The sequence below is a fragment of the uncultured Allobosea sp. genome, from assembly GCF_945957345.1.
In the GTDB taxonomy this organism is placed as follows: domain Bacteria; phylum Pseudomonadota; class Alphaproteobacteria; order Rhizobiales; family Beijerinckiaceae; genus Allobosea.
In genome coordinates, this window is record NZ_CAMFKW010000018.1 from 63,182 (window position 1) to 88,210 (window position 25,029).

Annotated in this window: 27 protein-coding genes and 1 tRNA gene; 11 read left to right on the forward strand and 17 right to left on the reverse strand. The window is 65.5% G+C overall.

Annotation, left to right across the window (positions count from 1 at the left end):
* The first annotated feature begins 16 nt into the window (after positions 1–16).
* The gene (gene sugE / locus Q0Q36_RS11225) at positions 17–334 is read left to right on the forward strand and encodes a quaternary ammonium compound efflux SMR transporter SugE (RefSeq protein ID WP_293798196.1); all 318 of its coding nucleotides are present in this window, start codon (positions 17–19) and stop codon (positions 332–334) included.
* Between the two features lie 10 nt (positions 335–344).
* Here the strand turns inward: sugE and Q0Q36_RS11230 are convergent, their stop codons facing one another.
* The 3 genes from Q0Q36_RS11230 to Q0Q36_RS11240 form a co-directional block, all read right to left on the reverse strand.
* Complete coding sequence (locus tag Q0Q36_RS11230; RefSeq protein ID WP_293798197.1) at positions 345–515, reverse strand: hypothetical protein; 171 nt, start codon at positions 513–515, stop codon at positions 345–347.
* An 80-nt stretch (positions 516–595) separates the two neighbouring features.
* Complete coding sequence (locus tag Q0Q36_RS11235) at positions 596–1,561, reverse strand: LysR family transcriptional regulator (RefSeq protein WP_293798199.1); 966 nt, start codon at positions 1,559–1,561, stop codon at positions 596–598.
* Between the two features lie 47 nt (positions 1,562–1,608).
* Complete coding sequence (locus Q0Q36_RS11240; RefSeq protein WP_293798200.1) at positions 1,609–2,034, reverse strand: DoxX family protein; 426 nt, start codon at positions 2,032–2,034, stop codon at positions 1,609–1,611.
* A 203-nt stretch (positions 2,035–2,237) separates the two neighbouring features.
* On the opposite strand from Q0Q36_RS11240, the gene Q0Q36_RS11245 reads away from it, so the two are divergent.
* Complete coding sequence (locus Q0Q36_RS11245; protein ID WP_293798202.1) at positions 2,238–3,170, forward strand: ring-cleaving dioxygenase; 933 nt, start codon at positions 2,238–2,240, stop codon at positions 3,168–3,170.
* 101 nt (positions 3,171–3,271) lie between these two features.
* Positions 3,272–3,895, forward strand: a complete 624-nt coding sequence (locus Q0Q36_RS11250) for an alpha/beta hydrolase (RefSeq protein ID WP_293798203.1) — start codon at positions 3,272–3,274, stop codon at positions 3,893–3,895.
* A 366-nt stretch (positions 3,896–4,261) separates the two neighbouring features.
* Here the strand turns inward: Q0Q36_RS11250 and Q0Q36_RS11255 are convergent, their stop codons facing one another.
* Positions 4,262–4,444, reverse strand: a complete 183-nt coding sequence (locus Q0Q36_RS11255; protein WP_293798205.1) for a hypothetical protein — start codon at positions 4,442–4,444, stop codon at positions 4,262–4,264.
* A 792-nt stretch (positions 4,445–5,236) separates the two neighbouring features.
* On the opposite strand from Q0Q36_RS11255, the gene Q0Q36_RS11260 reads away from it, so the two are divergent.
* Both Q0Q36_RS11260 and Q0Q36_RS11265 read left to right on the forward strand, forming a co-directional pair.
* Positions 5,237–5,314: transfer RNA gene (locus Q0Q36_RS11260), tRNA-Pro, on the forward strand.
* Positions 5,315–5,585: 271 nt separating this feature from the next.
* Positions 5,586–6,425 (forward strand): methyltransferase domain-containing protein, encoded by an 840-nt coding sequence (locus Q0Q36_RS11265; RefSeq protein ID WP_293798206.1) that lies wholly within the window; start codon positions 5,586–5,588, stop codon positions 6,423–6,425.
* Positions 6,426–6,475: 50 nt separating this feature from the next.
* Here Q0Q36_RS11265 and Q0Q36_RS11270 read toward each other — a convergent pair whose 3' ends face one another.
* Genes Q0Q36_RS11270 through Q0Q36_RS11280 form a run of 3 tightly spaced genes read right to left on the reverse strand, consistent with a single transcriptional unit; the run spans position 6,476 to position 10,427 of the window.
* A complete protein-coding gene (locus tag Q0Q36_RS11270) occupies positions 6,476–7,636 on the reverse strand; it encodes an acyltransferase (protein ID WP_293798208.1) in 1,161 nt (386 codons plus the stop codon).
* Positions 7,633–8,877 carry an O-antigen ligase gene (locus Q0Q36_RS11275; protein ID WP_293798209.1) on the reverse strand — a complete coding sequence of 415 codons (1,245 nt, stop codon included), beginning with the start codon at positions 8,875–8,877 and terminating at the stop codon, positions 7,633–7,635. Before Q0Q36_RS11275 ends, Q0Q36_RS11270 begins: the two co-directional genes overlap by 4 nt.
* On the reverse strand, positions 8,874–10,427 hold the full coding sequence (locus Q0Q36_RS11280; protein WP_293798210.1) for an undecaprenyl-phosphate glucose phosphotransferase: 1,554 nt from the start codon (positions 10,425–10,427) through the stop codon (positions 8,874–8,876). The genes Q0Q36_RS11275 and Q0Q36_RS11280 overlap by 4 nt, the downstream gene beginning before the upstream one ends.
* Before the next feature lie 522 nt (positions 10,428–10,949).
* Between Q0Q36_RS11280 and Q0Q36_RS11285 the strand changes: the two genes are divergently transcribed.
* Positions 10,950–11,303: a multidrug efflux SMR transporter gene (locus Q0Q36_RS11285; RefSeq protein ID WP_293798211.1), complete on the forward strand. Its 354-nt coding sequence runs from the start codon at positions 10,950–10,952 to the stop codon at positions 11,301–11,303.
* Positions 11,300–11,635: an SMR family transporter gene (locus Q0Q36_RS11290; protein ID WP_293798213.1), complete on the forward strand. Its 336-nt coding sequence runs from the start codon at positions 11,300–11,302 to the stop codon at positions 11,633–11,635. Before Q0Q36_RS11285 ends, Q0Q36_RS11290 begins: the two co-directional genes overlap by 4 nt.
* Positions 11,636–11,643: 8 nt before the next feature.
* On the opposite strand, the gene Q0Q36_RS11295 is transcribed toward Q0Q36_RS11290, so the two are convergent.
* Complete coding sequence (locus tag Q0Q36_RS11295; protein WP_293798214.1) at positions 11,644–12,810, reverse strand: glycosyltransferase family 4 protein; 1,167 nt, start codon at positions 12,808–12,810, stop codon at positions 11,644–11,646.
* Positions 12,811–12,824: 14 nt separating this feature from the next.
* The gene (locus Q0Q36_RS11300; RefSeq protein ID WP_293798215.1) at positions 12,825–13,385 is read right to left on the reverse strand and encodes a polysaccharide biosynthesis/export family protein; all 561 of its coding nucleotides are present in this window, start codon (positions 13,383–13,385) and stop codon (positions 12,825–12,827) included.
* Between the two features lie 673 nt (positions 13,386–14,058).
* On the opposite strand from Q0Q36_RS11300, the gene Q0Q36_RS11305 reads away from it, so the two are divergent.
* The gene (locus Q0Q36_RS11305) at positions 14,059–16,224 is read left to right on the forward strand and encodes an exopolysaccharide transport family protein (RefSeq protein ID WP_293798216.1); all 2,166 of its coding nucleotides are present in this window, start codon (positions 14,059–14,061) and stop codon (positions 16,222–16,224) included.
* 19 nt (positions 16,225–16,243) lie between these two features.
* Here Q0Q36_RS11305 and Q0Q36_RS11310 read toward each other — a convergent pair whose 3' ends face one another.
* Positions 16,244–17,470 carry a GNAT family N-acetyltransferase gene (locus tag Q0Q36_RS11310; protein ID WP_293798217.1) on the reverse strand — a complete coding sequence of 409 codons (1,227 nt, stop codon included), beginning with the start codon at positions 17,468–17,470 and terminating at the stop codon, positions 16,244–16,246.
* 203 nt (positions 17,471–17,673) lie between these two features.
* Here Q0Q36_RS11310 and Q0Q36_RS11315 point away from each other — a divergent pair, with 203 nt between their 5' ends.
* Complete coding sequence (locus Q0Q36_RS11315) at positions 17,674–18,726, forward strand: polysaccharide deacetylase family protein (protein ID WP_293798218.1); 1,053 nt, start codon at positions 17,674–17,676, stop codon at positions 18,724–18,726.
* Between the two features lie 344 nt (positions 18,727–19,070).
* Here Q0Q36_RS11315 and Q0Q36_RS11320 read toward each other — a convergent pair whose 3' ends face one another.
* Positions 19,071–19,277: a DUF2842 domain-containing protein gene (locus Q0Q36_RS11320; protein ID WP_293798219.1), complete on the reverse strand. Its 207-nt coding sequence runs from the start codon at positions 19,275–19,277 to the stop codon at positions 19,071–19,073.
* A gap of 125 nt (positions 19,278–19,402) precedes the next feature.
* On the opposite strand from Q0Q36_RS11320, the gene Q0Q36_RS11325 reads away from it, so the two are divergent.
* On the forward strand, positions 19,403–20,467 hold the full coding sequence (locus Q0Q36_RS11325; RefSeq protein ID WP_293798221.1) for a COX15/CtaA family protein: 1,065 nt from the start codon (positions 19,403–19,405) through the stop codon (positions 20,465–20,467).
* A gap of 123 nt (positions 20,468–20,590) precedes the next feature.
* On the opposite strand, the gene Q0Q36_RS11330 is transcribed toward Q0Q36_RS11325, so the two are convergent.
* From Q0Q36_RS11330 to Q0Q36_RS11340, 3 genes are all read right to left on the reverse strand, one after another.
* Entirely contained in the window at positions 20,591–21,868 is a 1,278-nt protein-coding gene (locus Q0Q36_RS11330) for an O-acetylhomoserine aminocarboxypropyltransferase (protein WP_293798222.1), read from the reverse strand.
* Positions 21,869–21,956: 88 nt separating this feature from the next.
* Complete coding sequence (locus tag Q0Q36_RS11335) at positions 21,957–22,487, reverse strand: CoA-binding protein (protein WP_367187171.1); 531 nt, start codon at positions 22,485–22,487, stop codon at positions 21,957–21,959.
* 87 nt (positions 22,488–22,574) lie between these two features.
* The gene (locus Q0Q36_RS11340) at positions 22,575–23,387 is read right to left on the reverse strand and encodes an enoyl-CoA hydratase (RefSeq protein ID WP_293798224.1); all 813 of its coding nucleotides are present in this window, start codon (positions 23,385–23,387) and stop codon (positions 22,575–22,577) included.
* 89 nt (positions 23,388–23,476) lie between these two features.
* On the opposite strand from Q0Q36_RS11340, the gene Q0Q36_RS11345 reads away from it, so the two are divergent.
* Positions 23,477–23,905: a PaaI family thioesterase gene (locus tag Q0Q36_RS11345; protein ID WP_293798225.1), complete on the forward strand. Its 429-nt coding sequence runs from the start codon at positions 23,477–23,479 to the stop codon at positions 23,903–23,905.
* A 23-nt stretch (positions 23,906–23,928) separates the two neighbouring features.
* On the opposite strand, the gene Q0Q36_RS11350 is transcribed toward Q0Q36_RS11345, so the two are convergent.
* The 3 genes from Q0Q36_RS11350 to Q0Q36_RS11360 form a co-directional block, all read right to left on the reverse strand.
* Positions 23,929–24,336, reverse strand: coding sequence for a carboxymuconolactone decarboxylase family protein (locus tag Q0Q36_RS11350; RefSeq protein ID WP_293798227.1), 408 nt, complete (start codon positions 24,334–24,336; stop codon positions 23,929–23,931).
* A complete protein-coding gene (locus tag Q0Q36_RS11355; protein ID WP_293798229.1) occupies positions 24,320–24,700 on the reverse strand; it encodes a MerR family transcriptional regulator in 381 nt (126 codons plus the stop codon). Before Q0Q36_RS11355 ends, Q0Q36_RS11350 begins: the two co-directional genes overlap by 17 nt.
* Positions 24,701–24,728: 28 nt before the next feature.
* Positions 24,729–25,029 (reverse strand): hypothetical protein (locus Q0Q36_RS11360; RefSeq protein WP_293798230.1); only part of this gene is annotated, 301 nt, incomplete at its 5' end.

A 25,029-nucleotide genomic window follows, 5' to 3' on the forward strand; every position in this document is an offset into this window, starting at 1 on the left:
ATTGAGGAGCGCCGGCATGGCTTGGCTCTATCTGTTCGTCGCGGGGCTGTTCGAAGTCGGTTGGGCTATTGGCCTGAAATACACGCAAGGCTTCACCCGCCTCGTCCCGACGCTGTTCACCGGCATCAGCATGGTCGTGAGCCTGGGCCTGCTCGGGCTTGCCCTGAAATCGCTGCCTGTCGGCACGGCCTATGCGGTCTGGACCGGCATCGGCACGATCGGTACGGCGATCCTCGGCATCGCCTTGCTCGGTGAGCCCGCGGGCGCGCTACGCCTGGCCTGCATCGGCCTGATCGTTGTCGGCATTGTCGGGCTCAAGCTGGTCTCGGCGTGAAAGCCGAGGCTTAGCTTCTGCGCCAGGATGCCGGCCAGTAGCCGCCGCGCTCCAGCAGCACGATCAGGACGATGATCGCCAGCGTGACCACGATGGTCATCAGCTTCGCGTTCCAGGGCACGCCGCGGCCGATCAGCCAGATCAGGCTGAGGCCGATGATCAGGGGAATGACGATTTCCATGGCGAGAGCCTAACCTGCGTCTCGGGGGCGCTGCAATCGCTGGCTCGGCCTGTCGCTTGTCCGCAAGGCTGCGCCGCGACTTAAGGAAGCGCGACATCCGTGGGTAGGCTCGCCGGACCCGCGGCCCCACCGATCGGACGATCGCCCTCGACCAGCGGCTTCAGTCGCCCGAGTTCGACCGCAAGGAAATCGAGGAAGAGTCTGACGCGCGGCGTGTGGCGCATGTCCGGATGGGTGAGCAGCCAGAGGTCGGCGGCAAGATCGGGATCGGGGTCGCCAAAGCGCCTCAGGGCAGGGCGCGTGTCGCCGATGAAGCAGGGCAGGAAGCCGACGCCGATCCCGGCCTCGACCGCCTCGGCAAGGCCGAGCACCGTATTGAGCCGGTAGACGACGCGCTCCGGCGCGACATGGCGAGCGAGATAGCGCACGGCGCTCAGCATGGTGAACTGGTCGCCGAGCGAGACCCAGCTGCGCTCCCACAGGCTTTCGCGCGTCGGCGGCTCGGCTTCGGGGAAATCGGCGGCGCGGCCATAGAGCGCCCAGGCGATCCGGGCGGGCTTGCGGCCGACAAGCGTCTCCGGCGGGTTGTCGGTCGCGCGGATCGCGACATCGGCATCGCGCTTGGAGAGATTGGCCGCCTGGTTGCCGATCAGGATGTCGAGCCGGATATCCGGGCATTGCCCGAGGAAACGAGCGAAGAGCGGCGTCAGCAGGTCGACCAGTAGGGAATCGTTGGTGGCGACGCGCAATTCGCCGGCCGGCTTGATCTCCTGCCCGGCGAGCTTCCGGGCGAAGGCGGTGATGTCGTCGTCGACGCGGGCCGCGAGCTGGATCATCTCCTCGCCGGCCGGCGTCGCGACGTAGCCGCTGCGATGACGCTCGAACAGGCGGGTGCCGAGCGCCTCCTCGATCTGGCCGAGGCGTCGGAACACCGTCGAGTGGTTGACGCCGAGCGCTGCCGCGGCTGCCGGCAGCGCTCGTTTGTCGGCGATCGCCTTGATCAGGCGGAAATCGTCCCAGGCCAGGGGCTTCGCGGCTTGATTCATCCGCTCAATGTCGACCAAGGCGCGAGCCCCTTCAAGGCGGGTTCGCGTTACGCCAAGGCCGGCTTGGCAGCAGCCGAAGAGCGTGAGCCGGTGACGGCAAGCGCACCGTCGCCGATCAGGACATGTGCGAAGGCGGTCAGAGCGAGGAAGGCGGGATATTCCCAGCCGCCATTCGGAGCGTTGAAGACCCAGCCATTGCCGGCGTGGACCGAGAGCGCGCCGAGCAGGATCGGGATCAGCGCCAGCGAGACATAGCGGCCATGGAAGCCGACGAGGATGGCAAGGCCGCCGAGAAGCTCGGCCAGCATGATCGGCCAGGCGAGGAAGCTGGGCAACCCGACCTGTCCGAGGAAGCCGGTGAAGCCGGCCGGCGTGAAGATGACGAGCTTGAGATAGGCATGGGCGATGAACATCACGCCGAGCGCGACGCGAAGGCCGAGAGCACCGTAAGGGGCGAAGCGATTGTCGATCATGGGAAGTCTCCTGAAACGGGACCGGTTGGTCTCGGGGCAGAAGATCGATCGGCTCAATTCGCAAATCAAATTGTCAATTGGCGTTTGTTACATTGCATTAACGCAATGAAGTGCCTCTGGCGTTTGGCTGCTTCCATGCCGATCTTCCGGTCAACGGAGCGGGTGTCCGCTCATCGTGATCAGGAAAACGGAGGACCCAAACCATGCAGATCAACGGCCTTCACCACGTCACCGCCATCTCCGGTCCCGCGCGCCGCAATCTCAATTTCTATGCCCGCGTGCTCGGCCTGCGCCTCGTGAAGAAGACGGTCAATTTCGACGATCCCGGCACCTATCACCTCTATTTCGGCGATGCGGATGCCGCGCCCGGCTCGATCCTGACCTTCTTCCCCTGGGAGCACGCCGCCCCCGGCCGGCTCGGTGTCGGCGAGACTCAGGAGACGGTCTTCCGGGTTCCGGAAGGTTCGATCGGCTTCTGGGCGCATCGCTTCGTCGAGCAGGGCGTGCCGCATGAGGCGCCCACCAAGCGCTTCGGCGAGACCGTGCTGAGCTTCCGTGATCCCGACGGCATGAGGCTCGCCCTCGTCGGCTTGCCGGGTGTCGAGAAGGAGCCGGCCTGGACTGACGGCGGCATTCCCGCCGAGCATGCGCTGCGCGGCTTCCACAGCGTCAGCCTGCTGCTTGCCGAGGCCGCGCCGACAGGCGCCATCCTCAGCGACGTCTTCGGCTTCACGGAGATCGGCCGCGAGGACACGCTGATCCGCTATGCCGCGAAGGGCACGACGGTTGGCGGGGTCGTCGACCTGCGCGTCGCCGGCGGCTTCCTGCCGGCTCGGCAGGGCGCGGGCTCGGTCCACCACATCGCCTTCCGGGCGGCGGACGACGCCGCGCAGCAGGAGATGGTGCGCCGTCTCGTTCAGAACCATGGCATCAGCCCCACGGAACAGCGCGACCGGAACTATTTCCGCTCGGTCTATTTCCGCGAGCCCGGCCACGTCCTGTTCGAGATCGCGACCGATATCCCGGGCTTCGCGGTCGACGAGCCTCCGGCCGAGCTCGGCCGCTCGCTGAAGCTGCCGTCTCAGTACGAGGCACATCGCAAGGAGATCGAGGCGGTCCTGCCCGATCTTGGCTGACGAAACCCGCCGCTCGCCCGCACAGGCGGGCGGCGTAGGCGACGCCCTGTCCGCTTGTCGTAAGGGGCAGGGCGGTTCCGCTTGATCAAGGGAGACAGATCATGGCCGCCACGACTGCCGATACCGATTTCATCCATGTCTTCGAGCCGGGCAGTGATCCGGCGCGCCGGCCGCTATTGCTCCTGCACGGCACGGGTGGCGATGAGAGCGACCTGCTCTCGCTCGGCCGCACCGTCGCGCCGGGAGCGAGCCTGCTTTCGCCGCGCGGCAAGGTGCTGGAAGGCTCGGCGCCACGCTTCTTCCGCCGCCTTGCCGAGGGCGTCTTCGACGAGGCCGATCTGAAGCGCCGCGCCGATGAACTGGCGGGTTTCGTGATGAGTGCGCGGGAACGTTACGGCCTGCCGGCGCCGATCGCGCTGGGCTTCTCAAATGGAGCCAATATCGCGGCGGCGATGCTGATGCAGCGGCCCGAGATTCTCGGCGGTGCCGCTCTGTTGCGCGCGATGGTGCCCTTCGCGGAACCGCCGCGTGCCAACCTCGCGGGCAAGCCGGTGCTGATCCTCTCGGGAGCGCTCGATCCGATCGTATCGAAGGCGAATGCCGAGGCGCTGGCGCGGCAACTCGGCGAAAGCGGCGCGGCTGTCGAGCATAGGGTGCTGCCGGCAGGGCATGGCCTCGGCCAGACCGATATCGGCCTGCTCAAGGATTGGCTGGCCCGCCGCTGAAGGAATAGCGGCAGCGCGGAGATCGCTCCGCGCTGCCGCATCCGGCGCGCAAGCCGGGGTTTGCTGAATATCCCTAGTCGATCAGGGGCATCAGGACGGCCATCGTGATGGCCAGAAGCAAGATCACGCGCAACAGAACGGCGCGCTGGCTCGAAATCGGAACATCCACTGAACGCGACAGAGCACGCATCCTCGACCTCCCAAGCGACGCTACGTCAGGGGATCGTGAGACCAGATGATGCATCTGGCAAGCCGGCTGAAGATGCCGGGCAGTGGACAACTCTGCTCGTCGTGATCGTCACGCCTGCGGAGCCGCGACACGGATGCCGGGAGGTTTCCGCGAGGTGGCGCCCGCGCCCAGGGAGCTCAGGCGTCGATCATCGCGCTTCCGATCGGATCCGCCACGATGACGCGGCGGGCCCTGCTGACTTGCTCGGCCATCAGAGCCTGGTCGATCCGGTGGCGATACTCAGCCCAGGAACCGAGGCTCAAGCCGCAATTGGCGCAGGAAACGACACTCGCATCGCTCAGCGCGTGCGGAACCGACACGCCCGGCGAACCGCAATCCCCACAATGAAACCCGTCTTGCCTCAACGCGATACCATCCGTGCTCGCCGATGACGTTACGGCAATATACTTGCCGCGCCGGCATCAAGGGCCATTGCAGATGACTATGGGCTGAATGCGCGGTTCAGGATCGGAAGCGGCGCCTAGTTGGCGCACGCGGCCGGTTCGCGACGATCGGCAAGCTGATCCTGATCGACTTCATCGGCGGTTGAAGTGACCAGGCGAAGAACGGGCCGGCCGGTCGGCAGGGCCGAAACGGCTTCCTTCCGCAAAGCAGCGGCACGGCGAATTTGAGCGCGTCGCGCAATGAGCGACATCTGATGCCTATGTTTCATGATCGAATTACCCGTAGCCGCGGTCCCATCATCTCCCCAGCGGAGGAAGTACGCACCCCCCATTTGGGGTAAACGGCTGCAAACGCGCGCGAACTTCAAAAAAGGTCAGATCGCGAGCAGCAAGATCAGTGCCGCGACCCCGTTGATCGCCGACAGCAGCCAGTGCGGCACGGCGATTCCGGCGGCCATCGCTGGATCTTCGTCCCTGTCGAGCATGTGGCCCTCATTCGAATGCCGGGACCGAAGCGCAGTTCAGGCGCCGACGCATCTCCCATTTGGGAGGGATGCGCGCGACAGCGCGGCGGGGCACCGTCGCTGGGCCTTGGGACCAAGTATCGTCCGGTGGGCCGAGGGTCCGCAGGGGCGCTCGGATGGATTGTGCAAGATCGTGTCGAAGCGCATTGCATCTGCGCGGCCCCACCACTATAAGCCGAGCCGTCGGAGCGTAGCGCAGCCCGGTTAGCGCACTTGTCTGGGGGACAAGGGGTCGGAGGTTCGAATCCTCTCGCTCCGACCATAAATCCTCAAAAATCAATAGGTTGCGGCGTTCGCGGTTTGAGCTGCGGCGCAATGATCTCTCGCGCAACACCGCGAATCCGCACGGATCGGCGCAAAGGTCCCCGCCCAAGTCCCCACCGATGTTCGCCGGACGTTCTGCGGCACGTTTCGATTCGCCTCACGAGCCGCTGCAGCCTGCGGTTTACGCCGCCATTTCCCGTTTACCCTCAAACAACCGCGCTGTTGCGGCCGTAGCGGCGCAGGGCCAATGTGATCACGGGTGGTAAGGAATGCAGAAGGCGAAAGCGATCATGTCCATGGCGGGCCTTACGATCTCGGGTGCCGGGCCCAACCGCCTTGGGTCGGCGCAGCCGGCCGGCTCGCTTGCCGGCTTCTTCGACGAAGTCGCTCCCGATTGGCATTCGCAATGGGCCTGGGACCACTATGAAGCGACCATCCTGGGATTGGCGCACCAGTTCGGCCTGCGTAGCGTCTGCGAGATCGGTGGCGGTCGCGATCCGCTGTTCACGCAGGAAGAGGCCAGCCGCAACGGCATCGAGCTCATCGTCAACGACATCGATGCCGGCGAGCTCGCCCTGACCGGGCGCGGGCTCAGGACAGCGCGTTTCGACATCGCCGGCGATCTGAGCGAGCCGGATGTCCGGCGCGGCAGTTACGACATGATGGTGTCGCGCATGGTCTTCGAACACGTCGATGGCGTCGAGCGGGCCTGGGCAAACATCCATGAATTGCTGGCACCCGGCGGCGTGGCCCTGGCCTTCTTCCCGACGTTGTGGGCCCCGGTGTTCGCGCTGAACCATATCCTGCCGGAGAAGGTCTCGCATGCCATCGTCCATGCCCTGTTCCCGGCGCGCCGCGATGGCGGTGGCGATCCGAAATTCCCGGCGCTCTATGACTGGTGCCGGGGCAATCCCGCCTTGCTCGAGCCGATGCTGAAGCGGGCGGGCTTCGCCGAAACCCATGTCCAGCGCTTCTGGGGGCACGGCTATTTCGACCGGATGCCGGGCCTGAAGCAGGTCGATCACGCCTTCAACGCCTTGGCGGCTCGGATCGGCTGGAGCTTCGTCACGACCTATGCCTATGTCGTGGTGCGCAAGGGCCGGGGCTGATCAAGACTTCGCGGAAGCCTGTCCGCTGGGCCGCACTAGCCCTCGAACTGCTAGCTGGCAATATGGCCGGCTTCCTGGCCCTCTCGCCAATGCGATCCGTCGGGCGAGGGGCCGGTTGCGCGTGAGGTCTCGCGCGCCGATGAAAGCCGCAGCCAGCCCCCGAGCGGGCGCTCGATCCAGCGATAGAGCAGGATGGACGCAAGGGCGGCGACGATCATCGCGACGGCGATGTAGATCTCCAGCGGCAGCGCTCCGCCGACCAGCCTGATCCAGAGCTCCCGGAGCGGTCGTAAGACGAACGGGTGGAAGAGGTAGAGGCTGTAGGACGCGTTGCCGAGCCCGGTGAGAAGCAAAGCCACGCGTGGAGGCGCGCCACGGTAGAGCGCCGCGCCGCCGACGATCAGCACGGCGGGGCCGCCCCAGCGCAGCGCGGGTGCGACCGTCGCTGCCGCGTCAAGGCCATGAAACCTGAACATCCCGGCGAAGCCGAGCGCGACCATCAGCGCGGCGATCGCACCCGGTAGCCTGACGCCTTGGCGGTAGAGCAGCGCCAGCAGGCAGCCGAACAGGAATTCGAGGATGATCTGCTGCGTCCAGAAGGCGAGCTGCACCTGCATCGGCTGAAGGAGAATGCCGGCGAGCGCGAAGCCGCTGATCGCCAGCGCAAGCGCGATCATGCCGCGCCGCAGGGGCAGCAGCAGCGCTCCGGCGAACAGCAGGTAGAAGAACATTTCCAGGTTGAGCGTCCAGCCCAGCGCCATCACCGGCCGGATCTCGTCGCCGTCGCGCAGGCTGGGAATGAAAAGATAGGATTTGAGGATGTGCTGCCAGTCGCCCATCGGGACGTTCAGCAGCTTCGGCGCGAAGAGGCCGCCGATCAGCAGGACGCTGGTCAGGAGCCAATAGAGCGGCACGATCCTGGCGATGCGCCGAGCCAGGAAAATCCGCCAGGCGCCCGGCTGCCCGAACAGATTGGCCGAGCTGTGGACCATGATGAAGCCGGAGATCACGAAGAAGATGTCGACACCGATCCCTCCCTGCATGAAGGAGGGATCGATGGCGCTGAGGCCGACGCGCGGGCCGATGGCCTCCGTCTCATGCGCGGCATGGGCGAAGACGACCAGGAGCGCCGCAACGGCGCGCAAGGCCTGGATGCTCGCGATCTGGCCGGTCGCCGCCGGGCCGGCGGCCGGTGGCGATGCCGCCGTCATGGGCGATCCTCGGCCGCGCCGTCCTGCGGTCCCAGCGCTGCCAGGCCCCAGACGAGGCCCAACATGAGGTAGAGATGCCGCCAATGGTCGCTGTCGATCTGGAAGCCTTGCAGGATGGTGACGAAGAGCACGGACCAGATTGCGATCGCGTGCAGCTGAGTCGGCCCCGGCCGAAACACCAGCCGCCACCCCACATAGCAGGTCGCCACCATCAGGCTGATCCATGACAGGCCGCCGAGCCAGCCATAGGAGGCGAAGGCGTTGATATAGACGTTGTGTGGGTCGGCCTGGTTGAAGATCCAGCGGAATTGCAGCGGCCCGAAGCCGTTGGGCGCGTCCAACAGCATTGGGATGGCGCGCAGCTGGTTGCCGAAGCGGCCGGTGACGCCCTGGTCATAGTCCTGGTCGAGGCTGGCGCGCGTATCGAAGACGTTGCGGATGTCCTCGAACGACAGAGCGACCAGGAGCGCGGCGATCATCGCGACGAGGGCGATCAGGGACATCGCGACGATACGGCCCCGGCTTGAGGCGTTCGGCGCGGTCAGGAAGGTGAGGGCGATCATCATCGCCGTCGAGACGACGAGCACGCCCCAGGCGCCGCGGGAGAAGCCGAGGAATAGCGCTGCGAGCGGAATGCTGAGCGTGATCAGGCCGCGCATCATGCCGGCCTGTCCGGTCAGGATGCGCTGCAGCACGTAGACGATCGGCAGCACCAGATAGGGGCCCAGCACGTTGGGATCCTTGAACGTGCCGGAGGCGCGCCCGTAGAGCGTGAAGACCGAGCCGAGCCCGGCGATATCGAAATAGCCGAGAATGGCTGCGAAACCCGCGACCCAGGCGGCGAAGAGATAGCCGCGGCGCAGCGTCTCGAGCCGGCCGGCCGCGTCCTGGGACATGATGCCGGCGATGAAGACCGCCGTGATCATCAGATAGACCGAAACGGCGGTGAAGCGCACGGAATCGCCGTCGCTCATCCAGGGGATGAGGGAGAAGATGCCGCCGAGATTGTAGCCGAGCAGCAGCACGGCCAGCGGCAGCAGCTTCTGCGAAAAGCGGATGCCCGTCAGCGCGAAGACGAACAACGTCAGCAGGAAGGCGATTTCATAGGGCGAGGGCTCGACCAGGGCGAGCCCGCTGGAGGCGCCGAGCAGCCATAGGGTGCCGCGCTTGACCGCGCCATAGGACACCCTCAGGCGCGGAGCCTTGCCTTCCTGCGGCGGGTTTTGCGCCAGCGCGCTCAATAGGCGTTCTCGTTCTTGGTCAGAAGCGAGAACGGCGTCTTGACGAGGATGTAGAGGTCGAGCAGCACCGACCAGTTCTCGATATAGTAGAGATCGTGCTCGACGCGCCGCTGGATCTTCTCGTCGGTATCGGTCTCGCCGCGCCAGCCGTTGATCTGGGCCCAGCCGGTGATGCCGGGCTTGACCTTGTGGCGGGCGAAATAGCCGTCCACGACCTGCTCGTAGGCGCGGTTCGAGGTGTGGGCGTGGATCGCGTGCGGGCGCGGCCCGACCAGCGAGAGATCGCCCTTGAAGACGACGTTCAGAAGCTGCGGCAACTCGTCGATCGAGGTCTTGCGGATGAAGCGGCCGACGCGCGTCACGCGCGGATCGTCCCTGGTGACCTGCTTGGACGCGGTGTGGTCGGCCATGTCGTGGCGCAGCGAGCGGAACTTCAGGACATCGACGGTCTCGTTGTTGAAGCCGTAGCGCTTCTGGCGAAAGAACACCGGCCCCTTGGAATCGAGCTTGATCGCGATGGCCGCCGCCAGCATCACCGGCGAGAGCGCGATCAGGGCGAGCGTGCCGACGAGCTTGTCGAAGGCCCATTTGACGACGATGTCCCAGTCGGCGATCGGCCGGTCGAAGACGTCGAGCACCGGGACGGCGCCGAAATAGGAATAGGAGCGCGGCCGCAGGCGCAGCTTCGATAGATGGGCCGAGAGGCGGATGTCGATCGGCAGCACCCAGAGCTTGCGCAGCATCGTCAGGAGCCGTGCCTCGGCCGAGATCGGCAGGGTGAAGATCACCAGGTCGAGCTTGGTGCGGCGCGCGAATTCGACGAGGTCGTCGATCGTGCCGAGCTTGGGATAGCCGGCGACGAGATCGGGCGAACGTTCGTCATTGCGGTCGTCGAACACGCCGCAGATCTGCAGGCCTGTATCCTTCTGGCTTTCCAGGGCGCGGATGAGGGCTTCGCCGGCCTCGCCGCCGCCGACGATCGCTGTGCGCCGTTCCAGCCGGCCCGTGCGGGTGAGATGGCGCACGCCCAGCGCCATGACGATGCGCCCGGCCAGCAGGCCGCCGGCGCCGGAAAAGTAGAAGCCGATCAGCCAGACGCGCGAGACTTGATCGCCGATCTTTAGGAAGAAGAAGGCCGCCAGCGCGACGAGGAACAGCATGGTCCAGCCGGCAAGCAGCCGCACCGCGCTGCCGATGATGTGGCGCAGGGCGCCGATCGGGTAGAGTTGCAAGGCCTGGAACAGCGCGAGCGCGCCGATGGCGAGCGCGCCGATCGTCACCTGGTAGGGCAGGGTGTATTCAACCTGGCCCGCTGCATAGAGCCAATAGACCAGCCCGCCCGCTCCGAGCACGGCGGTCATGTCGAGCAGCCTCGCCACGCCTTCGATCATCACGGGGGAGAGCGTCGGTTTGACGGGAATGGCGGCGATGCGTTCGGCAAGTGGATGGAAGCGCCGCGTCTGGCCCTTCTCGGCGCCGCCGAGCATGCCCGAAGTCGCCGAGGCGGCCGCATCCGCCTTCATCATATCGCGGACGTCGAAAGTCCCCATGACCCTTACACCCTCAACTCGGAGCGCCGCGCACGGGTGCAGCGATCCCGGTTCGGCTCTATCCGAAATTGCTCACGGAACATTTAATCCGACCGCTTGCTGTTTTCGTGGATTCGTAAACCCTCGGGGCCGGGTAAAGACGCTCGCTGGGCGCTCTGCGGACGCTCTCAAAACGCGATGGCGAAAAAGTGGATTTTGTCTTGGCCGACCAGTGCTTTGACGCAGGTTTAAAGCCGCCGAAAATTGCACGGATTCCCGCAAGTGATTGTTATTGCAAGTGATCGCGAGTTGACAGAACGAGGTTGGGTCGGCATATTGGCTATCGATGAGTGTCTGAGAAACATATATCGCTCTAGATGAGCGCCGCGCCCCGACAGGTGTTTTTGCCTATGGCGTCGGCTGCTGGAGTAATGCTCCGGCAAAGTCTTCTTTTCGGAACTATCGCTTTAAAACTCTAACGATTGCTTGGCTGTCCCTGCGTCGCCCCCGTGACGTTCAGCGCCGGCTTCGCCCGTGTGCAACATGTCTTTTCATTGGTTGGTTCTGCTCGCGGCCATTGCCGTCGAGATCGTCGCGACGGCCGCGTTGAAGTCGGCTGTCTCCACCTCGTGGCTCGTCGGCACCTTGCCGCTGGTCCTGATCGGTCTGTCCTTCATCCTGCTCAGCATCGCGCTGCGCGTCATTCCCATGGCGGTTGCCTATGCCGTCTGGGAGGGGCTCGGCATCGTCGGCATCGCGGTGATCGGCCATGTGCTCTTCGGCGAGCACCTGACCCCTGCGCGTGCGGCAGGTCTCGCCGCGATCCTGGCAGGCATCCTGCTCATCGAGAACGGGGTGGGGCACGAACGGAGCGAGGATCACGGGAGGCTCGTGTGAGTGTCTCCCTTATGCAGGCTGCGCCGTTTCTCTGGCTGCTGCTCGCCGTAACTCTCGAAATCGGCGGAACCTATCTGCTCAAGCTCTCGGACGGCATGAGCCGTCGCAAGATGGGGGCCGGCGGCATCCTCCTCGTCATGGGCGCCTTCGCCGCGCTCGCCAAGGCGATCGAGGGCATGGATCTTTCCGTCGCCTATGCGGTCTGGGGTGGCGCGGGCCTGGTCATCACCGCGATCATCGGCGCGCTGGTCTTCGGCCAGCGCATCAGGCCGGTGGGCTGGCTTGGAATCCTGCTGGTGGTCTGTGGCGTCGTCGCGCTCAAGCTGGTTTGAGGCGAGCCTCAGGCAAGGCCCCGCGTCGCGAGCGCGTCGCGATAGGCCGCGATGACGCCATCGATCATGGCGTTGAGGCAGAAATTCTGCCGGACATGTCCGGCGAGGTCGGCCGCCTGGGCAAGGCGCTCGGCCTCCGGCGTCTCCAGCATGGCGCGGATCGCCCCGGTAAGGATCGCCGGGTCGTTCGCCGGGATCAGTCGCCGGCGATGGTGCGGGCCGTAGATTTCGCCGATCCCGCCGACATCGGTCGAGATCAACGGCTGCGCGGCTGCCGCCGCTTCCAGGATGACATAGGGTAGGGATTCGGCCCGCGACGGGATCACCATGGCCCGCGCACGGGCCAATGCCTTGCGGATCGGTGCCGGCGGCTCGAAGGTGCATTGATCGGCGATGCCGTGTTCGCTTGTCATCTGCCGCAACTCCTCCTCGTCCGGCCCCGAGCCGACGATGAGGATCCGCGGCGTCAGTCCATCCCGCCGACGCAGCAGCGCCAGCGCCTCGATCAGCGTGTCGACGCCCTTGGCCGAGCGCAATTCCCCGAGATAGAGGAGGTCGAATTCCGCGGCGCTGTGGTCGATCGGCTCGAACTCCGCTTCGGAAACCCCGTTGAGCACGATGCGGTGGTCAGTACGCGGCAGATGTCCGATATGGGCCTCGAAGCGGCCGGCGATGAAGCGGCTCTCGAACAGGAACATGTCGGTTGCGCCTTCCAGCAGGCGTTCGACGCTCATATAAATCTTATGTTCTGTGCCGCCGGGCTTGTAGTTGAAGCTGCCGCCATGGGGCGTGTAGGCGGTGACATAGCGCCGGCCGGGCGAGAACAGGGCGGGGATGCGGCCATAGACCCCCCCTTTCGAGCCGTGGCAATGTACCACGTCCGGAGAGAGGCGCCGCCGCAGCGATATTTCGGAGAATTGCGCCTTGAGGTCGGTCGCGCTCGGATAGCGCGACATCGGCACGCGCGTGATGCCCAGCGTCAGCTGGCTGCCGAGCTCGCGAAAGACATCGTCGGCCCGCGCACCCCCAGTGTTTGAATCGCAGAAGATTCCGACATCATGCCCGCGCTCGACCTGACCCCGCGCCACGTCGAGGACATGCCGGAACAGCCCGCCAAGCGGGGCGCGGAAAACATGCAGGATTTTCAGGGGGCGGGACGTCAGGCCCTCCGTCATGGGTTCGGCCGATCTCAGAACCAGCGTTCTTTGATGACGATCGTGTCGCCGGGCCGGACCGGATAGGTGATCGGCACGGTTGCGGTCACGGTCTGGCCGTCGATCTGGCGCGTCACTTCGGCGGAGGAGCGCTGCCCGCGGGGCGTGAAGCCGCCGGCGATGGCGACGGCGGTCTGCACGGTCATGCCGTTCACGTAGGGGAACTGGCCGGATTGAGTGACCTCGCCGAGCACGAAGAACGGCCGGTAGGTGTCGACCTCGACCGAAACCTTGGGCTCGCGCAGATAGCCGCCGCGCAGCTTGGCCTCGATCGCCTGGGCGAGTTGCTGGGTCGTGCGGCCTTGCGCTTCGACAGAGCCGATCAGCGGCATGGCGATACGTCCGGCGCCGTCGACCGCGTAGATATTCGAGAGGTTGTCCTGCCCGAAGACGATGACGCGCAGCCGATCGCCGCTGGCGAGCCGGTAGGGGCCGGCCGGCTCGGCGAGCGCATAGTCCGACGCCGGATAGCGGGGCGCGCAGGCGCCCGCAGTCATGGCGGCGGCTAAGGCGAGAGAGGCGAGGCGTCGACTCATCACAGGCTTATCCGTGCAGAACTGACCCGATCTTTACGCGCGACATGGTTAACAAAAGCTTCCCGATGGCCATTGCCAGCATCCTGGATCATGTGTGGAGGACATCGCAGCGGGGTGATTGCCGTCGCTCGAAAGGGGGGCTGGACGTGCGAACGCTGCCGACTGCTAGGCTGTGGGGTAGCAGCAATCGGCAGCGGCCCGATCATGGCGACACGTTTGACCGGGCGGTTGAAAGGGTTCGCTCACCCGGCTGAAGCGCAGGTGAAACGATCTTCTCCAGTGGCTGCAACGCATCGTTAACCTTCCTTACTGCGTTGCGCTGTTTCTGATCCAAGGCGTTGCAAGTCGGTGGTGGAGGCCCGCAATCCGCGCCTCTTGGAATGGTTCTGCGTTTACGGTTGGCCGTGGCCTCGCTTCCCAAAATACCGCAGCGCCGTATTCTCCGGAGGTCTCGCGAGGTCGGGTGTTCGCCGGTCCGTAGCCTAGAAGGGACGTGATCTGCGGCTTGGCTCGAATCGACCCGCCCGCGCCAGCCGCAGTCGAGTAGGAGGGCGGAAAAGGCGCCATCGGCGGGCCGTGCCGCCGGTGTTTACTCCGCAATAACCTTACCGAGTGTTCAATGTCGCCCGCGCCCCTCCCGTGGGGCGAGCGTTTTGCGTCGATAGGTGGGCCCATGACTGCTCAAGCAGGGATTGATGCGCACGGCGCCGGCGAAGGCCGGGGCGATATGCTCGATCTCTCCGCCCTCTGGGCGGCGATCAAGCGTCGCAAATTCTGGGTCATCGGGCCGACCGTGGCAGCCCTCGGCCTGTCCTTTATCGCGGTGAATGTCGTGACGCCCCGCTACACCGGCGAGGCTAGACTGTTGTTGGAAAATCGCGGCAGCTTCTACGCGATGCCCGGCCAGTCGCTCCCGGATAGCGCCGGTCAGTTCGATTCCGAGGCTGTGCAGAGCCAGGTTCAGGTCATCATGTCGCGCGATCTCGCGCGGGAGGCGATCAAGCGGATCGGCCTCGTCGGCAATGCCGAATTCGATTCAGGCGTCGGCGCGCTGAGCGCTCTGCGCAAGCTCGCCGTCATGATCGGGCTCGGCGGCCATCCGGCGGATCGGACGCCGGAGGAGCGCGTCCTCGAGAAATATTATGAGCGGCTCCTGGTCTACCCCGTCGGCCGCTCGCGCATCGTCTCCGTCGAGTTCACTTCGCAGGATGCCGCGCTTGCCGCCAAGGCTGCCAACACCATCGCCGAGACCTATCTGGAGTTCCAGGAAGCCGCGAAGCAGGACAACGCCCGCAGCGCCTCGAACTGGCTCTCGACCACGATCGAGCCGTTGCGCAAGCGCGTGGTCGAGGCCGAGGCGAAAGTCGAGGATTTCCGCTCGAAGAACGGCCTCTTCGCCGGCCCCAACAATACCAGCATCACCTCCCAGCAGCTCACCGACCTCTCGGCGCAGCTCTCGAATGCCCGCAGCCAGCAGGCCGAGGCGCAGGCCAAGGCCGGGCTGATCCGTGATGCGATCAAGCAGGGACGCACCTTCGAGATTCCCGACGTCGCCAACAACGACCTCGTCCGTCGATTGATCGAGCAGCGCGTCAACCTGCGCGCCCAGATCGCGGCGGAATCGCGCAGCCTCCTGCCGGAACATCCCCGGATCAAGGAGCTCAACGCCCAGCTCCTCGACCTCGAAGGGCAGCTCCGCGCCGCTGCCGAGCGCACGGTGCGCACGCTCGAGAACGAGGCCAAGATCGCCGGCCAGCGCGTCGAGAGCTTCCAGGCTGCGCTCGATGGCCAGAAGAAGAACGTCTCCAGCGCCAATGACAGCGAAGTCCAGCTCCGCGCCCTGGAACGCGAGGCGCGCACGCTGCGCGACCAGCTGGAACAGTATATGCAGCGCTATCGCGAGGCGGTTGCGCGCGACACTATGAATGCGACACCGGCCGATGCGCGCATCATCTCGCGCGCCGTCGAGCCGACGGAACCATCCTTCCCGAAGAAGGTGCCGGTGGTGCTGGTCGTGACCCTCGCGACATTTCTGATCGCGCTGGGGACGATCGTGACGCGCGAATTGCTCAACGGTCAGGGTCGGCCCTTGCCGGACGCGCCGCGCGGGCCGCGCTGGGTTTCCGCCGGGCGTACCGAGGGTGAGCCCGAGACGCCCGACCCGGTGCCCGAGACGCCGCGCCATGCGCGTGTCGCCGGCCTGCTGACCCATGCCGGAAGGCTCGGCCAGACCCGGCTCGATCTAGACCAGCCCGAGCTGACGCTTGCGGAAATTGCGGAACGGACCCGCGAGCCGGCACGCGGCATGGCACCGCTGGCGCTCGTGCTGGACGGCGCCGGCGAGGAGGCCGCCCGGCCGCGGGACCTGGCCGAGTTGCTCGCCCAGCGCTGCCGCTGCGTGCTCATCGACCTGTCGTCGGACCATGACGACGGCGAAGCCGGCTTCTCGGAGCTGCTGGCAGGAGAGGCGCTGTTCTCCGACATCATCACGCGCGCGCCGGGTTCGCGGCTGCATCGCATCGGTGCTGGTCACGCCGGCCGCGCCGCTGTTCTGGCTGCGCCGGATCTTGTCGATGTCGCGCTCGATGCCCTCTGCGAGACCTATGACTGGGTGCTGGTCGCCGCCGCCTCCAATGACGACGGCGCTGTGCTGGCGCCGATCGCCCGCCGCGCGCAGGCCGGGCTCGTCATGAGCGGGCAGGTCGGCAACGGCCATGCGCTCGAAACGGCTTATCGCCTGAGCGAGCTGACCGAGGCTCCGGTCACGCTGATCCTGGATGCCGAGAGCGGCGTGCCGACGTCCGCGACTGCGCGCATGGAGGCGCCGGTCGAGGCCTGATCGCGGAGAAGCGGCGGTCCTACTCGTCCCCGGACCGCTTGCTCCGCAGCCAGCCCGAGGCCCGATGAGCCAGCTTCAGCGCGAGGGGAGAGCGCTTGATCCGCCGCTTGAGCTCGCGTTTCGTCCGGGCGATCCGCGCGAAGACATGGCCCTTGAAGGTCAGCGGCAGGAAGCTGTCGACGAGATCGTCATGCTCGTCGCAGAAGGTCGTCTTGTAGCGGGCCTCGCCGACGCCGAGATCGAAGACCGTGACGCCTTCGCCGGCCTTCAGGCGGATCAGTTCGGCCAGCAGCAACTCGCCGGGGCTGGTCTTGACGGTTTCGCTGCCCATGTCGAACGATGTCGCCATCCCCGAGAAGCGCGCGCCCTGAACCGCACCGACATAGGTCGCGACCGAGCGGCCGCCGAGATCGAGGGAATAGAGCTCGATCGACGGAGGTCGGCCACCTTCCGGCATGGCCGCGCTTTCCAGGAAGGTGCGCATGGCCGGCTCGGCGAAGGGATCGGGCACGCCCATGGTGCGGAAGCGCTCCGCCTTCTGCGCCAGGAAGGCGTCGATGGTGCGCGTTATCTCGCTGGGCGTCGTTGCCCGCGTCAGCACCGACGAGCCGAAATCCTTGAACCGGCTGTACTTGTTCTTGAGCTTCTTGCGGGCGTGGCTGCTCATCGAACGCTTGAGCGTGGCCTCGCCGTCGCCGGCGATCAGGGCAAGCTTGTAGGCGCGGCTCGGGCTCGGGCCTGCGGCAAGCAGCGCAGCCGGATTAGCGATGCCTTGCCACGCGATCGGCTGGTTGACGAAGGCCAGCGCATCCAGCCCGCCGATGGCGATGCCGATTTCGGTCAGCATCTGCGTCGTCAGTTGCGTATCGAGCTGCGCAGCGAAGCCCGGAGCATAGAGCCCCATATGATAGTTCGCGTGCTTGCCGCCGATGAATTCAGCGAAGCGGAAGCCAGTGCGCCGGGTGATGACGAACGGCAGCAGCGCGCAGAGCGCGCCGTCGGCGCCACGCACCAGCGCGTAGCGCAAGGCCATGCCATGGGCAGCGCCGATCGTCTCGACGAAAGGCCTGATCCAGTCATAGCTCTGATAAGGCGTCACCAGCGCGCTGGCCTCGAAGGCGCGCCATGTTTCGGCGAGGCCCTTAATATCCGTCTCGATCGCGATCGAGGCCCAGGGACGAGACGCGGCGTGGCTGGCCGGGATGGCGTCGGGCGTGGCCAATGAAGAGGCGGTGGCGGTGGGCATGTTTCCTTCGCTCATGCGAGCAGGACTGATGGCGCTTCCTTAACCCGTCATTGTGAACGGATCGGCCACAATCCCCCGGCCCGGCCACGCGATCGCGCGATAGCGTTAAAGCATTGTCGAGCGAAGTGGATGCCGGTTCGCGTGAAGACAATGCGACCAATCAAAGTCGGGCGGTTGCTAGGGGACAGTTGCATTTGGCGGTGATGAACGGACGTCACAGGGCCATCGCGGCCGCATTCCGGATGATGGCGGCGACGGGCGCCGACCGTTGGAGTCGCGGCTTCGCGCAGGGGCGGGGCGTGATTCTGACGCTCCACCATGTCCGGGCGGCCGAACGGCGCGGGTTCGCGCCAAATGCTCTGCTCGACATCACGCCGGACTTCCTCGACCGCGCGCTTCGTCTGATCCGGGCCGAGGGCTACGATATCGTCTCGCTACAGGAGGCGCTGGCGCGCCTGCGCAATCCGAAGCCCGGCCGCTTCTTCGTCGCGCTGACCTTCGACGACGGCTATCGCGACAATGTCGAGGAAGCCTGGCCCATCCTCGCCAAGCACGAGGCGCCCTGGACTTTGTTCGTGACGCCGGGCTTCGCCGACCGCACGGCGCGGCTCTGGTGGCTGGAGCTGGAGGAGGCGATCCGGGCGCTGCCACGGCTCGATCTCGCCCTGCCGGATGGCTGCTTCATCGCCCGAACCGAAGCCGACGCCGAGAAGGCCCGCGCTTTCGCCAAGCTCTACTGGCGTCTACGCCGCGGCCCCGAAGCGATTCTGCTGTCGACGATTTCTGCCCTGATGGCTCAGGCCGGTATTGATCCCGCTGCCCTCGTCGAGCGCGAGTGCCTGCCCTGGGAGACGCTGCGGGCTTTATCTGGTGCGCCAGGCGTCACCATCGGCGCCCATACCCTGACGCATCCGATGCTGGCGAAGCACGGCGTGGATGTTGCACGCGGCGAGATCGTGGACAGCAAGCAACGCCTGGAGGCTGAGCTGGGTATCCCGATCCGCCATTTCGCCTACCCCGTCGGCGATCCCGGTTCGGCCGGGCCGCGCGATTTCGAGCTGGCTGCGGAAGCTGGCTTCGAGAGCGCCGTCACAACGCGACCAGGCCATCTCCTGCCGGAGCACGCCGCCCATCTCCACGCCTTGCCGCGCGTCTCGCTCAACGGCCTCCATCAGAACGAGGCGGCTCTGCGGGCACTGTTGTCGGGGCTGCCGTTTTGGCTGCGAAGCAGGGGGCGGAAAGTGGATGTTGGTTAGGCTGATTGGGGTGTCGCTATGGTTCCGCTTGGGCTAATTTTTTTGGCATCGGCCATATTGTTTCTAGGCGGATGGCTGCTATCGAGTGATGGGTCGGGAAAGTATGTATCCGCGTTAAAGAGGATCTCCGGCTGCTTTGTAGGTCTATTCTCATTTGCGATTTATGGATGGTATTGGAATAATGCTAGATATAACAAAGACAATGGGGCAATAGGGTTCATATTAATTCTATTTTATTTATCAGGAATAGTATTTAATCTAAATAGAAAGGCGGGTGTTTTAACTTTTATATTATCATATGCCATAATTTTCATTTTCGACGCTGTGGTGATCAGGGGCGGTACCTAGTTGTCCTTGCGCTCCATCCACTTGATCAGCGGCAGCAGAGGCAGCACCCAGGCGAGGCCGAGCGCGATATAGGCGATGGTCTGCACCGGCTTCGACGCCTCGGTGATCCGCCCCTGCGCCAGCGCCATCGCCACAAGCGCGTAGACGCAGACGAAGACGAGGATCAGCACGGTCCCGATCAGCTTGCGGTTGCGTTGTTTCATCGGGCTCTCCACCGCGCAGGTCTGTCTGCTGCGGCAATGCGGGCGTTGTCGCGCCGGAGCGACGGGTCTATGTCACCGGCGAGCGCGCTTGTGAAGCGCCAGCGTCTGCGACCGAAAGCCCGCCCGTGACCCTTGCTCTCAACCAGACTGCCGGCGAAAGCGCCAGGACCGATCATACCGGCATCCGCCGCTGGCTCTGGATCGTGGCCGGGCTCGTCTTCGTGATGGTCGTCGTTGGCGGTGCGACCCGTCTCACGGGTTCCGGCCTCTCGATCACCGAATGGAAGCCGATCACCGGTGCAATGCCGCCGCTCTCGGCCGATGCCTGGGCCGAGGAGTTCGGCAAGTATCGTGCGAGCCCGCAATACCAGCTCCTCAACGAGGGCATGAGCCTCGGCGAGTTTCAGTTCATCTACTGGTGGGAATGGGGTCATCGCCAGCTCGGCCGCTTCATCGGCCTGATCTATCTCGCCGGCTTCTTGGTCGTCGCGCTGCGCCGCCTGCTGCCGGCCCGGCAGATCGCGACCTTGTTCGGCATGGGCCTGCTGCTCGGCCTGCAAGGGGCGATCGGCTGGATCATGGTGGCCTCCGGCCTCCAGCCAGGCATGATCGCCGTCGCGCCGGTGAAGCTGACGCTGCATCTGACCTTCGCCGGCCTGTTCTTCGCTTCGGTCGTGGCCTTCGCGACGACGCTGACGCCTTTGCGCCGGATCGAGCCGGCTCGGGGCAGGGCGACCGCATGGCTGCTCCTGCTCCTGCTCTTCGTGCAGGTCGCGCTTGGCGGGCTTGTCGCGGGCTCCAAGGCGGGCTTCACCTTCAACACCTGGCCCTTGATGGACGGTGCGCTGGTGCCGCCGGGCTCGCTGCTCTTCGCGCAATCGCCCTTCTGGGAGAACTTCGTCGACAATGTCGCGCTGGTGCAGTTCAACCACCGTTTGGGCGCCTATCTCCTCTTTGCCGTCGCACTCTGGAACGCTCTGAGACTACGCCGCGCCGCGCCGGGATCGGGCAGTGCGAAGCGTTCGACAGCCCTCTCCGGGCTGGTCCTGGCGCAATCGGCGCTCGGCGTGGCCACGTTGTTGCTGGTCGTGCCGCTTTGGGCCGGGCTTGCCCATCAGGCGCTCGGCTTCGCGGTGCTGGCGATGGGCGTGGTCCATCTCACCCGCACCGAGCAAGCGGCGCGGGGATAAGGCGTATCCCTTGTCATTCCGGGGCTTCGCGGAGAGAAGAACCCGGAGTGACAATCGGAACATCTCTCAAAGAGAAAAGCGCCGTCTCCGGCGCCTTTGTCATTCCAAGAATGCGAGTTCCGATCAGGCGAGCGCCTGATCCAGATCCGCGATCAGGTCCTCGACATCCTCGAGGCCGATCGAGAGGCGGACCACCTGCGGCCCGGCGCCGGACGCGATCTTCTGCTCGTCGGTGAGCTGGCGATGGGTGGTCGAGGCCGGGTGGATCACCAGCGAGCGCGTGTCGCCGATATTGGCGAGATGCGAGAACAGCTTGAGGTTCGAGACCAGCTTGACGCCGGCGTCGTAGCCGCCCTTGAGCCCGAAGGTGAAGACCGCGCCGGCCCCCTTCGGCGTGTAGCGCTTGGCCAGGGCCTCGTACTTGTCGCCGGCCAGGCCGGGATAGCTCACCCACTCGACCGCCGGATGCTTCTGGAGATGCTCGGCGACCTTCTGCGTGCTCTCGCAATGCCTCTGCATGCGCAACGGCAGCGTCTCGATGCCGGTCAGCAGCATGAAGGCGTTGAAGGGCGAGAGCGCCGGGCCGAGATCGCGCAGGCCGAGCACGCGGGTCGCGATCGCGAAGGCGAAGTTGCCGAAGGTCTCGCCGAGCACCATGCCGTTATATTCCGGCCGCGGCTTGGAGAGCATCGGGTAGCGGTCGTCGCCGACCCAGTTGAACGAGCCGCCATCGACGATCAGGCCGCCGATCGAATTGCCGTGCCCGCCGAGGAATTTCGTCGCCGAATGCACGACGATGTCGGCGCCGTGCTCGAAGGGGCGCAGCAGATAGGGCGAGGCCATCGTGTTGTCGACGATGAGCGGAATATTGTGCTTCTTCGCGATGGCGCTGATCGCGGCAATGTCGACGATGACGCCGCCCGGATTGGCGATCGACTCGATGAAGATCGCCTTGGTCTTCGGCGTCACGGCGGCGGCGAAGCCTTCGACATCGTCCGGATCGGCCCAGATCACGTTCCAGCCGAAGCTCTTGTAGGAATGGTTGAACTGGTTGATCGAGCCGCCATAGAGCTTGCGCGCCGCGACGAACTCGTCGCCCGGCTGCAGCAGCGCGTGGAAGCAGAGGAACTCGGCCGCATGGCCCGAGGCTACGGCGAGCGCCGCCGTGCCGCCCTCCAGCGCCGCGACGCGCTCTTCCAGCACCGCGTTCGTCGGGTTGCCGATGCGGGTATAGATGTTGCCGAAGGCCTGCAGGCCGAACAGCGAGGCGGCATGGTCGACATCGTCGAAGACGAAGGAGGTCGTCTGGTAGATCGGCGTGGCGCGCGCGCCCGTCGCCGCGTCTGGGGCTGCCCCGGCGTGGATGGCGAGTGTGCTGAAACCCGGTGCGCGGTCGGTCATGGCTGCTCCCTGACAATCTGACGTCGAAAACGGATCGTTCGATTTAACGAACGGTTCGCGAGGCGTCAATTCGGCGCGGTTGGCCGCGTCAGGTGCCCGGCCGGTGGATCGTCAGCTTCTGGAAGCCCTTGCCGGCGAGCACCGGCTTCTTGGCCGAGAGGATGCGCGAATTGATGCCTTGCCAGCCGATTTCGCCGGAGAGCCGGCCGTATTCGATCTTCGGGCAGCGGTTCATGATGACGGTGACGCCCTTCGCCTCGGCCCGGGCGGCGGCTTCGTCGTTGCGGACCGACAACTGCATCCAGATCACCTTCGGCAGCGGGTCGAGCGCCAGCGCCTCGTCGGTGATCGGTCCGGCCGCTTCCGAGTTGCGGAAGATCTCGACCATGTCGATCGGGCCCGAGATGTCCTTGAGCGCGGCATAGACCGTCTTGCCGAGGATCGTCTGGCCGGCGAGGCCGGGATTGACCGGAATGACGTCATAGCCGCGGTCGAGCAGGTATTTTGTCACGATCCAGCTTGGCCGCGCCTCGTTGGCCGAGGCGCCGACCAACGCGATCCGCTTCACGGATTTCAGGATGTCGCGGATCAGGCTGTCCGGGTAGGCGTCGTGGTTCATCATGCCGGGCTCAGCGAAAGGACGATGGGGCAGGGTATAGGATGTAGGGGAGACCGCGTCATCCCGAATGCAACTGCGGCAGCGGGATCACCCCTCCCATATGGGTTGCCGCTTCTCCATGAAGGCGCCGATCCCCTCTTCGGCATCTCGCGCGAGCATGTTCTCGACCATCACGGCCGAGGCGTGGTCATAGGCCGCCTTCAATCCCATCTCGCGCTGCTCGTAGAAGGCACGCTTGCCGATCTTCACGGCAGCCGGCGATTTCGAGGCGATGATCGCCGCAAGCCGCCGTGCCCCGGTCAGCGCTTCGCCAGCCGGCACGACACGATTGACCAGCCCCATGCGGGCCGCCTCCGTCGCGGGCACCATTTCGCCGAGCAGCAGCATCTCGAGTGCATGCTTGGCCGAGAGGTTGCGCGACAGCGCGACCATCGGCGTCGAGCAGAACAGCCCGATATGGACGCCGGGCGTACAGAAGCGCGCGCCTTCGCCCGCGACTGCGAGATCGCAGCTCGCGACGAGCTGGCAGCCAGCGGCCGTGGCCGTTCCCTCGACGGCAGCTATGACCGGCTGGGGCAGGGCAGTGATCTGCTGCATCATGGCCGAGCAGCGCCCGAGGATATCCGTGAAATAGGCCCGGCCCCGGTCGGCATCGGCGCGGTGGGCCGTCATCTCCTTGAGATCGTGCCCGGCGCTGAAGACCGGTCCGGCGGCGGTCAGGATAACGGCTTTGACCGAGCGATCGGCGGCGATGGCGGTGAAGGTCTCGCTCAGCGCCGCCAGCATCGCCTCGCTCAGCGGATTGCGCGCCTGCGGGCGGTTCAGCGTCAGGGTCGCGACGCCCCCAGCATCCTCGCGCAGCAGGACGGGCGCGGCCTCCGGCTGATGATGGGCATTCATGACGCTTCCCTTCCGTATTTCGGCCTATTGTCGGAGCCGGCCGGCCATGCTGCAAGGGGATAAGCCCGTTCCAGCCTTCGGTTTTCCGCATGACGACCCGCATGAGCGCCTCCGAGATCGATGCCTATCTCGACGAGGTCTTCCCCCAGCTCCATTACGGCGGGCGCACCTATTTCATCGAGGAGGTCGGGCCGATGACGGCCCGCATGCGCTGCGACTACCACGAGAAGCACCTGCGCCCCGGCGGCACGATCTCCGGGCCGACCATGATGGCGCTGGCCGATCTCGCGCTCTATGCGGCGATCCTCGCCCAGATCGGCCCTATCGGCCTCGCGGTGACGACGAGCCTCAATTTCAACTTCCTGCGCAAGCCCGGCCAGGCTGCTCTGATCGGCGAGGCCAAGCTGCTCAAGCTCGGCAGGCGGCTCGCGGTCGGCGAGGTCTGCCTTTACTCGCAGGGCGAGGCCGAGATGGTCTGCCACGCGACCGGGACCTATTCGATCCCGGCCGCGCGGTAAGCCATCATCGCTTTCCCGCCGCCTCAGGCCGCTTGCTGGAGCGCTCGCGCCGCAAAGACCTCCCTCGCTGCGAAAAGCGCGTTGAGAGCAGCCGGAAAACCGGCATAGACGGCCATCTGGATCAAGACTTCTACGATCTCGTCACGGCTGAGCCCGACATTCAGCCCGGCCTCGATATGCACCTTCAGTTGCGGCGTCGCGTTGCCGAGCGCGGCCAGGGCCGCAATCGTCGCGATTTCCCGCTGCCTGAGATCGAGGCCTGGGCGCGTGTAGATGTCGCCGAAGGGGAACTCGACGATGTAGCGTGCAAAGTCTGGTGCGATATCGGCAAGCTGGTCGACCACTTTGGTCCCGGCTTCGCCGTCAATGGCCGCCAGGGCCTGCCAGCCCCGCTCGAAACGCTCGTTCGTGTCGCTATGCTGCTGCGTCATGGTTTGTCTCCACCGTGTCCAAGCCGGCATAGCCGGCGATCTTGGTGTCGAGGACGGCAAGGCAGGCCTGGAGCTCGGTGACATGAGCCCGGACCTTCGCCCGATGCTCCTCCAGCAGAATGCGCCGGTCCTCCTCCGTGACCGGGCCGCGTTCGCGCAGGCGCGCATAGCGCAGCATGTCGCGGATCGGCATCCCGGTCGTCTTCAGACGGCCGATGAAGTCGATCCAGGACAGAATGGAGGCGTCGTATTCGCGGTGCTGGGACGAGGCGCGCGAGGCATAGGGCAGCAGCTTGATTCGCTCGTAGTAGCGGATCGTATGCGCCGATAACCCGGTGCGCCTCGCGAGATCCCCGATCTTCATGGTTCGCCTTGTGCGTCGTGACGCAGACCTAGCTACATCTTCGAGTGCGCTCTAAGTCAAGGGCCGGGCCGCGGCATTGGTTTGGCGATGTCTCCAGCACTTCTTGTGCTCGAACCGGTCGAGGCGAGCGCGTGACGGGGCGGAGGATGGAACGTCGCAGGGGTAAATAGCGGTATTCTGATACCTTTTCATTCATCGCTATGAGAAAATTGAATTTTTTCGGATTCTGCTCTTCCGAGAATGCTTGACAGCCGGCTTCCTTGCCCCTATCCCGACGCCACACCGCCGCCGGGCTCTCCGGCGGCTTGTCCTTTTTTACGCAACCGAAG